Source organism: Paraburkholderia aromaticivorans, from assembly GCF_012689525.1.
GTDB classification, from domain to species: domain Bacteria; phylum Pseudomonadota; class Gammaproteobacteria; order Burkholderiales; family Burkholderiaceae; genus Paraburkholderia; species Paraburkholderia aromaticivorans_A.
Window position 1 is genome coordinate 4,431,243 of the sequence record NZ_CP051516.1, and the last position, 15,667, is coordinate 4,446,909.

At 63.1% G+C, this 15,667-nt stretch carries 11 protein-coding genes, 1 tRNA gene and 3 riboswitches; of the genes, 8 read left to right on the top strand and 4 right to left on the bottom strand.

What is annotated here, in order from left to right; translation table 11 throughout:
• Positions 1-35: 35 nt before the first annotated feature.
• The 3 genes from HF916_RS48380 to HF916_RS48395 all read right to left on the bottom strand — a co-directional run bounded on the left by HF916_RS48380 (position 36) and on the right by HF916_RS48395 (position 2,397).
• Complete coding sequence (locus HF916_RS48380; RefSeq protein WP_168795581.1) at positions 36-1,046, bottom strand: sodium:calcium antiporter; 1,011 nt, start codon at positions 1,044-1,046, stop codon at positions 36-38.
• 96 nt (positions 1,047-1,142) lie between these two features.
• A riboswitch (yybP-ykoY riboswitch) is annotated at positions 1,143-1,319 on the bottom strand.
• A 95-nt stretch (positions 1,320-1,414) separates the two neighbouring features.
• On the bottom strand, positions 1,415-1,936 hold the full coding sequence (locus HF916_RS48385; RefSeq protein ID WP_168795878.1) for an outer membrane beta-barrel protein: 522 nt from the start codon (positions 1,934-1,936) through the stop codon (positions 1,415-1,417).
• A 385-nt stretch (positions 1,937-2,321) separates the two neighbouring features.
• Positions 2,322-2,397, bottom strand: a tRNA-Arg gene (locus tag HF916_RS48395).
• Between the two features lie 274 nt (positions 2,398-2,671).
• Here HF916_RS48395 and HF916_RS48400 point away from each other — a divergent pair.
• Complete coding sequence (locus HF916_RS48400; RefSeq protein WP_168795582.1) at positions 2,672-3,571, top strand: c-type cytochrome; 900 nt, start codon at positions 2,672-2,674, stop codon at positions 3,569-3,571.
• A 121-nt stretch (positions 3,572-3,692) separates the two neighbouring features.
• Here HF916_RS48400 and HF916_RS48405 read toward each other — a convergent pair whose 3' ends face one another.
• Complete coding sequence (locus HF916_RS48405; protein WP_168795583.1) at positions 3,693-5,783, bottom strand: UvrD-helicase domain-containing protein; 2,091 nt, start codon at positions 5,781-5,783, stop codon at positions 3,693-3,695.
• Between the two features lie 298 nt (positions 5,784-6,081).
• Between HF916_RS48405 and HF916_RS48410 the strand changes: the two genes are divergently transcribed.
• The 7 genes from HF916_RS48410 to HF916_RS48440 all read left to right on the top strand — a co-directional run bounded on the left by HF916_RS48410 (position 6,082) and on the right by HF916_RS48440 (position 15,558).
• The gene (locus HF916_RS48410) at positions 6,082-7,131 is read left to right on the top strand and encodes an oxidoreductase (protein ID WP_168795584.1); all 1,050 of its coding nucleotides are present in this window, start codon (positions 6,082-6,084) and stop codon (positions 7,129-7,131) included.
• 198 nt (positions 7,132-7,329) lie between these two features.
• Positions 7,330-7,680 (top strand): hypothetical protein, encoded by a 351-nt coding sequence (locus HF916_RS48415; RefSeq protein WP_168795585.1) that lies wholly within the window; start codon positions 7,330-7,332, stop codon positions 7,678-7,680.
• 156 nt (positions 7,681-7,836) lie between these two features.
• Positions 7,837-7,937, top strand: a riboswitch (glycine riboswitch).
• 34 nt (positions 7,938-7,971) lie between these two features.
• Positions 7,972-8,134, top strand: a riboswitch (glycine riboswitch).
• A gap of 80 nt (positions 8,135-8,214) precedes the next feature.
• Positions 8,215-9,333: a glycine cleavage system aminomethyltransferase GcvT gene (gene gcvT, locus HF916_RS48420; RefSeq protein ID WP_168795586.1), complete on the top strand. Its 1,119-nt coding sequence runs from the start codon at positions 8,215-8,217 to the stop codon at positions 9,331-9,333.
• Between the two features lie 147 nt (positions 9,334-9,480).
• On the top strand, positions 9,481-9,861 hold the full coding sequence (gene gcvH, locus HF916_RS48425; protein ID WP_091797895.1) for a glycine cleavage system protein GcvH: 381 nt from the start codon (positions 9,481-9,483) through the stop codon (positions 9,859-9,861).
• A 71-nt stretch (positions 9,862-9,932) separates the two neighbouring features.
• Positions 9,933-12,869, top strand: coding sequence for an aminomethyl-transferring glycine dehydrogenase (gene gcvP, locus HF916_RS48430; RefSeq protein ID WP_168795587.1), 2,937 nt, complete (start codon positions 9,933-9,935; stop codon positions 12,867-12,869).
• 139 nt (positions 12,870-13,008) lie between these two features.
• Positions 13,009-14,139: an alginate lyase family protein gene (locus HF916_RS48435; RefSeq protein WP_168795588.1), complete on the top strand. Its 1,131-nt coding sequence runs from the start codon at positions 13,009-13,011 to the stop codon at positions 14,137-14,139.
• A gap of 30 nt (positions 14,140-14,169) precedes the next feature.
• Positions 14,170-15,558 carry an L-serine ammonia-lyase gene (locus tag HF916_RS48440; protein ID WP_168795589.1) on the top strand — a complete coding sequence of 463 codons (1,389 nt, stop codon included), beginning with the start codon at positions 14,170-14,172 and terminating at the stop codon, positions 15,556-15,558.
• Positions 15,559-15,667 lie beyond the last annotated feature (109 nt).

Consider the following 15,667-nt stretch of genomic DNA (forward strand, 5'->3'; position numbering starts at 1 on the left):
TTCCGCGACTGTTTTTACCGTTGACGATGGCTCGTCTAGCGGCTCAGCGTGATCGCCAGATACGTGGCATAGAGCACGCCGCAAACCAGCAACGCCCACACCGGCACGCCGCGCTCACGCACATTGAGCCGCAGCCACGCCGCGGCGGCGAGCGTGATCACGATGCCGGTCACCACTTCGATACGCGGCACCCACGGCGTCAGCAGAATGCCGATCGCGGGCAGCAAGGTGCCCTGAAATACCATCGCGCCGGTGATGTTGCCGAACGCGAGCGTGTCCTTGCCGCGGCGAATCCACAGAATGCTGTTGACCTTCTCGGGCAGCTCGGTAGCGATCGGAATGATCAGCAGCGAGAGCAGCAGCGGCGACACGCCGAGCACCTGCGACACGCCGCGCACACCGTGGATGAAGCCTTCAGCGCCCCACACCAGCAACGCGACGGCGAGCGCCAGTTGCACGCCGATCGTCGCGAGGTTGGTCGGCACGCCGAGACGCGAGATCAGCATCTTGCCCGGCGCTTCGGTGCCGTGGCCGGCATCGACCAATTCATTCGATGCACGGAAGGTCATCACCACATAGGTGACGTACACGCCGACCAGCGCCACGCTGAAGAGCGCGCGCACGATCATCTGCTCATGCGGCACGTACATCGCAGCGGCGGCCAGCAGGAACGCAAACAGGAAATAGTTGAGGTCGCGCGTGAAGCCCGTGCGTTCCGGCGAGACCCAGCCGCGCGCGCCGCGCGAGCCGAGAATCGCTAGCGTCATGAGGAAAGTGGAGAGGGTGGAGAGCATCAGCGGCGCGCCGAGAATCGCGCCGACGCCGATCTCCTGATTGACTGCGCTATCGGCCGTGCCGCCGGCGATCGCGAGCAGCGGCACGAGCGTCTCGGGCAACGCGGTGCCGACGGCGGCGAATAGCGAACCCGTTACACCTTCGGAAATCTTGAGGCGTTCGCCCAGATGCTCGAGTGCATTCGTGAAGAGCTCGGCCGCCACCAGAATGACGACCAGCATGATGGCAAGTTCTAACAGAAGACCGGTCATGCGCGGCGCTCCGCAACCACGCAGAGGCAGCGGCGCGGCGGACGGGCAGAAGGGGAGACTCGGAGGGTACGACGATGTTCCACAGGATTGCTCCGCGGTCGGACGTAGATGAACAAACCAATGACGCACCGCCGCCCGTCCGACCAGAACGAGGCAGTGCGTCAATGGTCTCGCCAAACCGACCCGGTCGAACGCGCCATGACCCGCAGGCCAAGTATGTTGACGCGCTCTCCTTCAAAGGATGAAGGAAGGCTACTCCCCAGTGACCGGGGGATTCTAACGGCAGGGGGCGCTTTCAACAACCTTGTTGCGGTGAAGGCGGTTGTTCAAGCTCAATCGGTTAGCTACGCGGTCGCGAATCCAGCGCGTTAGTTGAAGTGATATTGCAAGCCGATTGTGAAACTGTTATTTGTTCTTCGGGTGCCGTCGTGATTGCTGGTGTCGGTTGTCCATTCGCCCACCGTGCTCACGTGTTTAGCGAATTTATATTCGACGCCTAAACCCCAGTGGGCGCGTACATCCGGCCAATCCGTGGTCAATCCAACGCGTACATATGGCATGAATTGATTGAACGGCATGCCGAATTTCGCATCGATTCCGCCGTCTTTATAGGTTGTTGAGCCATGATGCAGATCGGCAAAAACTTCGGCGCCTACGACAAAGCGGTCGACGTCGAAGTTATACCCCGCCGTGAAACCCGGAAAAACCGTGGTATGCGATGCTTTATTGACGACGCCTGAGGCATCGGAGGTATTCACACCCATCTTGAAACCCACATAGGGACCGGCAAACTCGCTTGCGCCCGTTTGAGGCGCCACCGATTGCGCGTGGACGAGATTGGATAGCATCATGATCGATGCAGTTAAAATCAGCCGGGTTATTTTGTGCATGACCTGCAATAAAACGATTGGCGCGCGAATAAAGCGCGACACCTTATTAATCAGTGAAGCGATGCCGAAATGCCGCTCCGGGGATATTCACGCGCGACGCAAGTTGCATGACCAAAACATGCTAATTAATCGGATAGAATGGGGCAATGCGAAATTTCCGCATGCAGACATTCAAACGTCTGCTTCTTAATTTTCAATAGAAATAAAGCGCACGTTTTAGGATGATTTTTGCAGAGCGCACGCGAGCGTACGTAGTGCGTCGCGGAACAGCTAATTGCAGGAATGTGGGAGCCTAGGCGGCGCTCGTCTGAACACGACAGGACCGTAAAAAAACAAAAGGGCTTAGCGCAGATTGCGTAAGCCCTTCAGCGAGATCGACTCTTTATGGTGCGCCCGGCTGGGATCGAACCAGCAACCCCTGCCTTCGGAGGGCAGTACTCTATCCATTGAGCTACGGGCGCTTCCACACGAAAGCGCGGCACCAGAACGGATGCGACGCCAAAGCGAGACCGAAAGGATACCCGGTTTCCGCCATACCGTCCACCGGACGGCCTGAACGGCGGTATCCGGCGTCTTTCGGACAACCCGCGCGATGCGGGTAAACGCCTGCTGAACACCTCGCCACGCCCCTCGCCGCCGTCGAAATGTTCCGTCTATAATCGTCCGTGGCTGAATAAAGAACAAGAAGTTGCCGTCACGCTGTACCGCTCACATACCCACGGAGACGAGACAAGCATGAGCGAAGCACCACACGGAGCCCCGATCAAAACCCCCGGGCAGCTCGTCGCCGCGATCATCGCCAGTTTTGCGGTACCGATCGTCATCATCGTTCTGCTAGTGATCTACGTCGACAATTCGACGCGCACCGGCGCCGGCACCGACTCTCTCTCCGAAGCCGAGGTGACCGCCCGCATCAAGCCGTTCGCCCAGGTCGACATTCGCGACGCCAACGCGCCGCGCGTCTACAAGAGCGGCGAGGAAGTCTATAAGGCGGTGTGCTCCGCGTGTCACGCGTCGGGTGCGGCAGGCGCGCCGAAATTCACCAATACCGCCGACTGGGCGCCGCGCATCGCGCAGGGCTTCGACATGCTGCTTCACACGGCGCTCTCCGGCAAAGGCGCGATGCCCCCGCGCGGCGGCACCAGCCCGGACGATTACAGCGATTTCGAAATCGCCCGCGCGGTCACCTACATGGCGAACAATTCTGGCGGAAGTTTCCCTGAACCGGCTCAGCCGGCAGCGGGCGCAGCAGCGGCGGCATCCGGCGTAGCAGCCGCGGCGCCGGCCGGCGCTTCCGACGCGGGTGCGGCTCAGGCCGCCGCAGCAATGGCCGCCATGGCCAGCGTGCCGCAAGCGGCGGCGCCAGCAGCGGGCGGCACGCAAAGCGCGGACGCGTCGCAAGCCGGCAAGGCGTTGTATCAGCAGGTTTGCCAGGCCTGTCATGCGGCCGGCGTGTTGAACGCACCGAAGTTCGGCGACAAGGACGCCTGGGCGCCGCGTCTGAAGGAGCCGATGGACACGGTCTATAACTACGCGCTGCACGGCAAGGGCGCGATGCCTCCGAAGGGCGGCTCGACTGCTTCCGACGCGGACGTGAAGGCCGCCGTCGACTACATGGTCACCGCGGCGAAGTAAAACGCTCGCGGCGTTTGCCGCATCAGAAAAAATCCCTGGACTGCGGCGACGCGGTCCAGGGATTTTTTTATATTTCGGCTGGCAAACAGGCCCACTCGATCTCAACGTTCGCAGCGCCCGCTCAAGGCTTCTGCAACAGCGCCTTCAAACTCGCGAGCCGGTCTTTCGGCGACATCGGCGCTTCTTCGGGCGTCGGCGGCGGCGCGTCGTCGAGCAGCATTTCGGGGATGAAGCGCGACGGCTCGCACACCACCGTCTCTCTCGCGCGCTTGCGCTTCTTGCACCAGTTCAGATGCAGACTGCGCTGCGCACGCGTAATCGCCACGTACATCAGGCGACGCTCTTCCTCGATGCGCGCATCGTCGATCGGCTCGTCGTCTGGACCGCCGCGATGCGGCATGATGCCTTCCTCGACGCCCACCAGAAACACGTGCGGATACTCCAGACCCTTCGACGCATGCACCGTCGAAAGCCGCACCGCGTCGGGATCTTCCTCGCGGCCTTCGAGCATCGACATCAGCGCCACGGTCTGGATCAGGCCGAGCAGACTCTTGCCGGTGTCGCCGAGACCGTCGGCGGTGTCGTAGCCGGTGGCTTCGTCGTTCGCCGCGCCCGCGGGCTCAGCCTTGGTGCCTTTACGTTTGAGCCATTCCATGAACTCCAGCACGTTTTGCCACTTGGACTGCGCCTGACGCTCGTCGAACGCGTCGTACAGATACGCCTCGTAGTGGATCGCGTCCATCAGTTCGTCGAGCAGCGTGCCGGCGGCATCTTTCTCGGCGCGATCGGTGAGGCGCTGCATGAAGTCGCAGAACACGCGCATGGGTTCGATCTGCCGCGGCGACAGACGCGCCTCGATGCCGCCCATGTACACCGCCTCGAACAACGACACCTTGGCCTGGCCCGCGAACGAGCCGAGCGCCTCGAGCGTCGTATTGCCGACGCCGCGGCGAGGCGTGGTGATCGCGCGAATGAACGCGGGGTCGTCGTTCGCGTTGGCGATCAGACGCAGATAAGCGCAGATGTCCTTGATCTCGGCTTTGTCGAAGAACGATTGGCCACCCGACAACACGTACGGAATGCGTTCACGCCGCAACACCTGTTCGAAGATGCGCGCCTGGAAATTGCCGCGATACAGAATCGCGTAGTCGCGGAAATTCGCGCGCCGCTCGAACTTGTGCGCCGACAGGCGAAACACCACGGACTCGGCCTCGTGCTCTTCGTCGTTGCACGGCGTGACGGTGATCGTGTCGCCCATGCCGTGTTCGGACCACAGCTTCTTTTCGAACAGCTTCGGATTGTTCGCGATCACGTTGTTCGCGGCAGTCAGAATGCGCACGGTCGAGCGGTAGTTCTGCTCCAGCTTGATCAGGTGCAGCTTCGGAAAATCCTTGCTAAGTTGGCCGAGATTTTCGAGCGTCGCGCCGCGCCAGCCGTAGATCGCCTGATCGTCGTCGCCGACCGCCGTGAATGCCGCGCGCTTGCCGGCCAGCAACTTCACCAGTTCGTACTGACAGGCGTTGGTGTCCTGATACTCGTCGATCAGCAGATAACGCAGCTTGTTCTGCCAGCGGTCGCGCACCTGCTCGTTCTTCTCGAAGAGTTCGGCGGGCAGACGGATCAGGTCGTCGAAATCGACTGCCTGATACGCGTGCAGCGTCGCCACGTAATTGCGGTAGACGATCGCGGCCTGATGTTCATCCTCGTTCGCGGCGATCGCGATCGCTTGCTCGGGCATGATCATGCCGTTCTTCCACAGCGAGATGATCGACTGAATCTTGCGGATGAAGCCCTTGTCCGTCGAGCCGACCTGCTCCTGGATCATGCCGAAGCAGTCGTCGGAATCCATGATCGAGAACTGCGGCTTCAAACCGACATGTTCCGCTTCCTGCCGCAGAATCTGCACGCCGAGCGAGTGGAAGGTGCAGACCGTCAACTGGTTGACGGGCACTTTGCGGCCTTCCTTGCCGGGCGTGGTCAGCGTCTTGCCTTCGAGCAGCTTGCCCACGCGCTCGCGCATTTCCAGCGCGGCCTTGTTCGTGAACGTGACGGCAGCGATGTGGCGCGGCTCGAAGCCTTTGGCTTCGATCAGGTGCGCGATCTTCTGCGTGATCACGCGCGTCTTGCCGCTACCTGCGCCGGCGAGCACGAGACACGGACCGTCAAGATAACGGACCGCTTCATTTTGAGCGGGGTTCAGGCCTGCGGACATCGTCTGTGGATGGGTAATGCGGTTGAGGGCGTGGCGGCGCAATTTCGCCGGCCGAAGGCTCGGGGCATGCTGCGCGGCCCCGGCGACTGGAACGGGCGCCCCGCGCGGTGCGAGGGTGTTCCGCCCCGCTGGGCAAACGCGCGAGAGGAGCGATGTTAACACGATTGTGCTGACGGATAGCGGCGACCCACGCCCACGACGACGCTGACGGTCCACCTTCAGGACATGCCACAATTGCGGTGTTGCGCGCCGTCGCCGCCGTGGCAAAGCGGCGCGCCGTTTTTGCAGGAAGACACGCATGTCCGCATCGCTGAAGATTGGATTGATGGGCTACGGTTTCGCCGGCGCGACCTTTCATGCGCCGATGATCGAGCACTGCGGCCGCGCGAGCGTCGCGGCCATTGCCACGAGCCAGCCCGAGCGCGCGCTCGCCGACTATCCGCATACGAAGGTGGTGGCCGACCTCGACGCGCTGCTTGCACTCGATGAACTCGACTGCATCGTGATCGCCACGCCGAACGACACGCACTTCGACCTGGCGCGCCGCACGCTGGAAGCGGGCAAGCACGTGGTGGTCGACAAACCGGTCACGCTGAACGCCGCCGACGCTCACACGCTGGCCAACATCGCGCTCGCCCGAAGCAAGCTCTTCATGCCGTTTCACAACCGTCGCTGGGACGGCGATTTTCTGACCGTGCGCGATCTGCTCGCGAGCGGCGAATTGGGACGGATCACGCAATACGAATCGCACTTCGACCGTTTCCGGCCGGAGGTGCGGCAGCGTTGGCGCGAAGAAGCGTCGCGAGGCGGCGGCTTGCTGCTGGACCTCGGACCGCATCTGATCGACCAGGCGCTGGCGCTGTTCGGCACACCGCAAACCGTGTCGGCAACGGTGCGCACGCATCGCGACGACGCCGGCGCGCCCGACTACGTGCACATCCAGCTCGGCTACGTTGATTTTGAAGTGGTGCTGCACGCCAGCGCGTTGACGGCGCTGGTGGCACCGCGCTTCGCCCTCCACGGCACGCGCGGCAGTTATATGAAGTGCGGCCTCGACACGCAGGAAGATCAGTTGAAGGCGGGCCTGCGTCCGGGCGACGACGGCTTCGGCGCGGGCAATGCCGCAGGTGTGCTGCGCGTGCTGGAAGGCGATCAGGAAGTCGAGCGCGAGTTGCCGACGCGCAATGGCGACTACACCGGGTTCTATGTCGCGGTGGCCGACGCGATCCAGAACGGCGTGAAATTCCCGGTGAGCGCACAGGACGCCGTCGACGTAATGACGGTTATCGAGCTTGCCGGCCGAAGCTCGGACGAAGGCGTCCGGCTGCCGTTCGAGCGGATTCGCTGACGGTTTGGCCTACGCGTCGAAACGGCTTGTGTACCTAAAACAGCACTCGCCGTGCACGCGACACGGGGCAGAAACCCTGACAAGCCCGAAAGGAACATAACGTTACAAATCAGGCCGCGCTGCCGGTCAGCGCGGCCCGGTAGTCATCCGTTGCTACCCGGGTAGCACCACAAAACGACAATGACTTCCGGAGTGTCCATGCCCCGTACTATCCGCGCGCTCGCCGCGTGCGCCTTGCTTAGTTCCGTCGCCGCCTGTGTGGTGGCGCCTCAACCCCAGCCAGCGCCTCGTCCCAACCCGCAGCAGATCGCGGATCAGCGCCTGCGTCAGGTCGACGGCCGCATCGACAATCTCAGCCGCCGGATCGACAACCGCGTGAATCAGGGCTATTACCCGCCGCCCCAAGGCGGCGCGCTGCACCATCGCCTCGACGTGATTCGTCAGGAAGCGCACGACATGGCCGCGCAACATGGCGGCGGTCTGTCCGGTGACGAACAGCGCGTGCTGAATCAGGAACTGGACAACGCGGCACGCGCCATCGGCGAATAATCGCGCCAGAATCAATTCCAACTTCAGCACCTAAGCAGCACGAGCGCGGGCATCACGTCCCGCGCTTTTTTTTTGACAAGTGCGGAGACGCTCCGTCAACCGCCGCACCGCTCGCAGGCCTTTATTTGACAAGCCCCCAGCCCTCGCGTACATTCGCCGCACGCGTCGGGAGAGCGTGCTGGCCGCAGAAAATCGCAGGCCGCGCCGCCGAAGGGGCACACCCGCAAACTCTCAGGCAAAAGGACCGACCGCGTCGAAGAACCCGCGTCCAGGCAACATCGAGGCACCGGTTTTTCGCACTCTGGAGAGCGGCAGTAGCCGTCTGCATCGCACGTGTTGTCAATCGCGTGCAGATCGGGCAGGCTGCCCACCGAAGGGGCGCGCGTTTCACCGTGACGGACTCACGTTCTCACGGCAGCGCAATCTCTCAGGTATCGAGGACAGAGGGGTCATGCAGCACCACGCTCGCAGGCATCAGGCCGGGAGGCGTAGCGCCGCATGGCCTTTTTTGTTTCGCGAGATGCCCGAGGCCCCATGACCGAACTCAAACACACCCCGCTCAACGCCACCCATCGTGCGCTCAATGCCCGCATGGTCGATTTCGGCGGCTGGGACATGCCTGTCAATTACGGCTCGCAGATCGACGAACACCGCGCCGTGCGCACCGACGCCGGCATGTTCGACGTCTCGCATATGTGCGTCGTCGATTTCACCGGCGAGCGCGTGCGCGCTTTCTTCGAATATGCGCTGGCGAACAACGTCGGCAAACTGCAAACGCCGGGCCGTGCGCTGTACTCCTGTCTGCTGAATCCGAACGGCGGTGTGATCGACGATCTGATTGTCTATTACTTCGGTGAAGAACACTTCCGCGTGGTCGTCAACGCCGGCACCGCCGATAAAGACATCGCCTGGTTCGGCCAGCTCAACGCCGAAGGCGGCTTCGGCCTGACCATCACGCCGCGCCGCGATTACGCGATCGTCGCGGTGCAAGGTCCGAACGCGCGCGACAAAGTCTGGCAAACCGTGCCGGCCGCGCGCGCCGCCACGGAAGCGCTGAAGCCCTTCAACGCCGCCCGCATCGACGATACGCCGTTCGGCGAATTGACCGTCGCCCGCACCGGCTACACCGGCGAAGACGGCTTCGAAATCATCGTGCCGGCGGATCACGTCGACGCGCTGTGGAACGCGCTGCAAGCGCAAGGCGTGCGCCCGGCCGGTCTCGGCGCGCGCGACACGCTGCGCCTCGAAGCCGGCATGAACCTGTACGGCCAGGATATGGACGACAACGTCTCGCCGCTCGACGCCGGCCTCGCCTGGACCGTCGACCTCACCTCGCCGCGCGACTTCGTCGGCAAGGGCAAGCTGGAAGCGGACGGTTCGCAAGCTGCGTTCGTCGGCCTGATCCTGCTGAAGGAAAACGGCAAGGCAGCAGGCGTGCTGCGTGCTCACCAGAAAGTCGTCACGCCGCAAGGCGACGGCGAAATCACCAGCGGTACGTTTTCCCCGACCATGCAGGAATCGATCGCCTTCGCGCGCGTGCCGAAAGGCGTGCAGCCGGGCGACACTGTGCACGTTCAGATTCGTGACAAAAACGTACCTGCAAGCGTGGTAAAACTGCCGTTCGTGCGCAACGGCAAAGTGCTCGCGGTTTAAGCAAACCGGCGCGTGCGCAAACCTTCACAAGAAAACGCCGGGCCGCCCCAAGTTTTCTTGTTCCCCCTCGGGGGGACCTGGCGCGAAGCGACAGGTTTGGGGGCCCCTTTTAAGTTATTCCCGAATCACACCGCATAGGAGCATCCGATGAGCATCCCGGCCGATCTGAAATACACCGAATCGCACGAATGGGTCCGCACCGAGGCGGACGGCACGCTGACGGTCGGCATTACCGACCACGCGCAGGAAGCGCTCGGCGATATCGTCTTCTTCGAAGTCCAGGAACTGGGCAAGACCGTCACGGCAGGCGACACCGTTGCCGTCATCGAATCGGTGAAAGCCGCTTCCGATATCTACGCACCGGTCTCGGGCGAAATCATCGAAGCGAACACCGCCGTGGCCGATACGCCTGATTCGGTCAACACCACGCCGTACGAAAGCTGGCTCTTCAAGATCAAGCCGGCCGCGGACGCCACGCAGGACCGTCTGATCGACGCCGACGCGTACACCAAGTCAATCGGCGCCTGATTTACCTTTACGTTTAACCCGACAGGTGCGGCCTCCTTTTCGAACGGACCGCCGCACCGCCAGGAACACCCATGAAGCTCGAACACCCGGATCGTCTGATGACCCGCACTCCTCTCTCGCTCGCCGCGCTCGAAGTGCATGACGCCTTCGCCGAACGGCATATCGGCCCGGACGCGGCCGACCAGCACGCGATGCTCGAAGCCCTCGGCTTCGCGTCGCGCGCCGCGCTGATCGACGCCGTTATTCCGAAGACGATCCGCCGCACCGAAACGCTGCCGCTCGGCCCTTTCGCGCAACCGAAAAGCGAAGCCGAGGCGCTCGCCGCGCTGCGCGAACTCGCGGACAAGAACCAGGTGTTCCGCTCGTACATCGGGCAGGGCTATTACAACGCGCACACGCCGACGGTAATCCTGCGTAACGTGCTGGAAAATCCGGCGTGGTACACCGCGTACACGCCGTACCAGCCGGAAATCTCGCAAGGCCGTCTGGAAGCGCTGCTGAACTTCCAGCAGATGATCGTCGACCTGACGGGTCTGGCAATCTCGAATGCGTCGCTGCTCGACGAAGCCACGGCTGCGGCCGAAGCGATGACGCTGCTGCAACGCATCGGCAAGCCGAAGTCGAACGTGTTTTACGTCGCCGACGACGTGCTGCCGCAAACCATCGAAGTAGTAAAGACGCGCGCCACGCCGGTCGGCATCGAAGTGAAAGTGGGCCCGGCTGCTGAAGCGGCAAACGCGAATGCGTTCGGCGTGCTGCTGCAATACCCGGGCGTGAACGGCGACGTGCGCGACTATCGCGCGCTCACCGAAGCGATCCATGCAGCGGGCGGCCACGTGGTGGTCGCCGCCGACCTGCTCGCGCTGACCGTGCTCACGCCGCCGGGCGAATGGGGCGCGGACGTGGCCGTCGGCAATACGCAGCGCTTTGGCGTGCCTGTCGGCTTCGGCGGCCCGCATGCGGCTTATCTGGCCGTGCGCGACGAATTCAAGCGTCAGATGCCGGGCCGCCTCGTCGGCGTGACCGTCGACGCGCAAGGCAATCCCGCGCTGCGTCTCGCGCTGCAAACGCGCGAACAACATATTCGCCGCGAGAAGGCGACCTCGAACGTGTGTACCGCGCAAGCGCTGCTCGCGATCATGGCCAGCATGTACGCCGTCTATCACGGCCCGCACGGTCTGAAAACCATCGCGCTGCGCGTGAACCGCATCGCCGCGTTGCTGGCGGAAGGCGCGAAACAGCTCGGCTACACGCTCACCAACGAAACGTTCTTCGACACGCTCACGATCGAATCCGGCGCGCGCACGCAAGCGCTGCACGACGCGGCTCAAGCAAAGCGCATCAACCTGCGCCGCGTGAGCGACACGCAAGTCGGCCTGTCGATCGACGAATCCACCACGCGCCGCGATCTGGCCGATCTGCTCGAAGTGTTTGCGCAAGCCGCGGGCGCGAAAGACGTGCCGCAAGTCGACACGCTCGACGAAAAGCTCGCCGCGTCGAACACCGCATCGGTGCCGGCCGCGCTCGAACGCACCAGCGCGTACCTCACGCATCACGTGTTCAACCGTCATCATTCGGAAACGGAAATGCTGCGCTATCTGCGCAGCCTGTCGGACAAGGACCTCGCGCTCGACCGTTCGATGATCCCGCTCGGCTCGTGCACGATGAAGCTGAACGCGACCTCGGAAATGCTGCCCGTCACGTGGCCTGAATTCGGCCAGATCCATCCGTTTGCACCGGCCGAGCAAACCGTCGGTTACCGCGAAATGATCGATCAGCTCGAAGAGATGCTGGTCGCCGCCACCGGCTACGCGGCCGTGTCGCTGCAACCGAATGCCGGCTCGCAAGGCGAATACGCCGGCCTGTTGATCATCCACGCGTATCACGCGTCGCGCGGCGAAGCGCATCGCAATGTCTGCCTGATTCCCGCTTCGGCGCACGGCACGAATCCGGCGTCGGCGCAGATGGCCGGTATGCAGGTCGTCGTGGTGGCGTGCGACGCGCAAGGCAACGTCGATATCGAAGACCTGAAGAAGAAAGCCGATCAGCACGCCGACAAACTCGCGGCGATCATGATCACGTATCCGTCCACGCATGGCGTGTTCGAGCAGAACGTCCGCGAAATCTGCGAGATCGTGCATGCGCACGGCGGCCAGGTGTACGTGGACGGCGCGAACATGAACGCGATGGTCGGCCTGACCGCGCCGGGCCAGTTCGGCGGCGACGTGTCGCACCTGAATCTGCACAAAACCTTCTGCATTCCGCACGGCGGCGGCGGACCGGGCGTCGGTCCGGTTGCGGTCGGCGCGCATCTTGCGCAATTCCTGCCGAACCAGATTTCGTCGGGCTATGAACGCGCGCCAAACGGCATCGGCGCGGTGTCGGGCGCACCGTACGGCTCGGCGTCGATCCTCCCGATCTCGTGGATGTATATCGCGATGATGGGCGCGAAGAACCTCACCGCCGCCACCGAAACCGCGATCCTCAACGCGAACTACGTCGCGAAGAAACTCGCGCCGCATTATCCGGTGCTGTATTCGGGCCCGGGCGGACTGGTCGCGCACGAGTGCATTCTCGACCTGCGTCCGATCAAGGAAACCAGCGGCATCACCGTCGACGACGTCGCCAAGCGTCTCGCCGACTACGGCTTCCACGCGCCGACCATGAGCTTCCCGGTGCCAGGCACGCTGATGGTCGAGCCGACCGAATCGGAATCGAAGGAAGAGCTCGACCGTTTCATCGAAGCGATGATCGCGATCCGCGAGGAAATCCGCGCCGTCGAAGAAGGCCGCTCGGACCGCGAGGACAATCCGCTGAAGCACGCGCCGCACACGGCGGCGGTGGTCATCGCGAATGACTGGAAGCACGCGTATGCGCGCGAAACGGCGGCCTATCCGCTGCCCACGCTGATCGCGAAGAAGTACTGGCCGCCGGTCGGCCGCGCGGACAACGTGTACGGCGACCGCAATCTGTTCTGCTCCTGCGTGCCGATCGCCGACTACGAGTAAGCAGGCTCACTGCCGCGCATCGCCCACTGTCTTGAATAGAGGCGGTAGGGCGGTGCGGCGCTCAGTCCTGAGTTCTCTGTCGCTCCTGGCCGCAAACGGCTAACATCACACACCGAATCAGCCTAACGAGGAGTTTCGCATGGCGCGAAAGGTGCGATTGATGCAAAGCCGGACCGAAGCAACGCGAGCGCCGAAGTGGCGGCAAGCCTGCACGCTGCTGTTGGCTGGCGCAGCCGTGCTGCTGCCGCTGGGGCAAGCGCAGGCCGCGATGAATTTTTGTGCGGCGCCCGCGCTGCAAACCAGCGAACGCACGAACGCCGATCCCGGCGTAAAAGCGCTGGTGAGCAATGTGCAAGCCCATCTGAACGACCAGCCGCATGCGGTCGCGAAATTGCATACCGAAGGCACGCTGCCGCACGAAGGCATTTACGACCAGAGCGTGGAAGCGGAGAAAGATCTCGATCTATTACGCGACGCCGCGCTCGCCTGGCGCGCCACCAGCGACGACCGCTATCTCAAGCTTGTCGATCGCTTGCTGTTCGCCTGGGTCACGACCTATCAACCGAGCTTCAATCCCATCGACGAAACCCGTTTCGAGGGACTGATTCTCGCGTACGACATGACGGCGAGCGCGTTGCCGGTGAAAACGCGCAATGCGTCGATGGCGTTCCTGACGAAACTCGCGAACGGCTACATCGGGCAAATCGACGCGCAGCCGCGCCCGCTCAAAGGGACGTTCAGGAACAACTGGCAGAGCCATCGGATCAAACTGATTGCCATGGCCGCGTTCACGCTCGACAACCGCAAGATGATCAATGCGGCCCAGCGTCTGTTCGTCGAACATATCGGCGACAACATCGAGCCGGATGGTTCGACGATCGATTTCAGCGAACGCGACGCCTTGCATTACGTCACCTACGACTTGCAGCCGCTCGTGACAGCCGCGCTCTCTGCGCGTCGCCATAACCGCAACTGGCTGCCCGAGAGGGGTGCGGACGGCGCGTCGCTGGAAGCCGCGCTCAACTGGCTGGCGCCGTATGCGGCCGGCAGCAAGACGCATGAAGAATTCGTGCATTCGAGCGTTCCGTTCGATGCAAGACGTCGCGAGGCCGGCTTGCCCGGCTATTCGGGTCAGTGGGACCCGAAGAACGCGACGGAACTGTTTCACCTGGCGGCGCGCCTCGACGGGCGCTATACGCCGATCGCGCTACAGCTCGCACCGACGCCGCCCGCGTGGCTCGCCGTGTGTTTGCCGCTGCCGGCACGGTAAACCAACTTTATCAATAGCAGGGAGCAGTAAATGGCAGTCAGCGTGTTCGACCTCTTCAAAATCGGCATTGGTCCGTCCAGTTCGCACACGGTCGGGCCGATGCGCGCGGCGCTGATGTTCGCTCAAGGGCTCGAACGTGACGGGCTGCTCGCTGCGACCGCATCGGTGAAAGTGGATCTGTATGGCTCGCTCGGCGCGACGGGCAAAGGGCACGGCACCGATCGCGGCGTCATGCTCGGCCTGATGGGCGACGCGCCCGACACCGTGGACCCGGACACGATCGTTGAGCGGCTCGAAACCGTGCGCGTGTCCCGCAAGCTGGCGCTGCTCGGCATGCACGAGGTGCCGTTCGTGCAGAAAGATCACATTTCGTTTTATCGTCAGGCGCTGCCCGAGCATCCGAACGGCCTGAAGTTGCGTGCGTTCGACGCGCAAGGCGAGACGTTGCGCGAGTCGACTTATCTGTCGGTGGGCGGCGGTTTCGTGGTGACCGCCGGCGCGCCGAACACGAAAGTGTTGGCCGCCGTCGATCAACTGCCGTACTCGTTTCGCAGCGGCAACGAGTTGCTCGCGCTGTGCGAATCGACCGGTAAGAGCATCGCCCAGTTGATGTGGGAAAACGAGCGCGTCTGGCACACGGAAGAGGAGACGCGCGCGGGCTTGCTGAAGATCTGGGACGTGATGCAATCGTGCGTATCGCGGGGTTGCGGCATCAACAATCCGGATGCCGACGGTAACTTGCCCGGTCCGTTCCAGGTGAAGCGTCGCGCGCCGCAGCTGTATCGCGCGCTGTCGGGCAATCCTGAGCTGGCGTTGCGCGATCCGCTGTCGATGATCGACTGGATCAATCTCTACGCGATCGCCGTCAACGAAGAAAACGCCGCCGGCGCACGCGTGGTGACGGCGCCGACCAACGGCGCAGCCGGCATCATCCCGGCCGTGCTGCATTACTACACGCGCTTCATGCCGGGCTCGAATCAGCAAGGCGTGATGGACTTCCTGATGACCGCCGCGGCGATCGGCATTCTGTACAAACTGAACGCGTCGATTTCGGGCGCCGAAGTGGGCTGTCAGGGCGAAGTGGGCGTCGCCTGTTCGATGGCGGCGGGCGCGCTCGCCGCAGTCATGGGCGGCACGCCGCGGCAGGTCGAGAACGCCGCGGAAATCGGCATGGAGCACAACCTCGGGCTGACGTGCGATCCGGTCGGCGGCATGGTGCAGATTCCGTGTATCGAACGCAATGCGATGGCATCGGTGAAGGCGGTCAATGCGGCGCGCATGGCGTTGCGCGGCGACGGCAGCCACTATGTGTCGCTCGATTCGGTGATCAAGACCATGCGTGAAACCGGCGCGGATATGAAGACCAAGTACAAGGAAACGTCGCGCGGCGGGTTGGCGGTGAATATCGTCGAGTGTTGAGTCGCGTGCTTTACGGGCTTCACGACGAGTGACGACGCGGGCTATCAGGCCCGCGTTTTTTATTTGCGTGCCACGTTACGCGCGAGCACTACGGTTGCGCTGCGCCGTG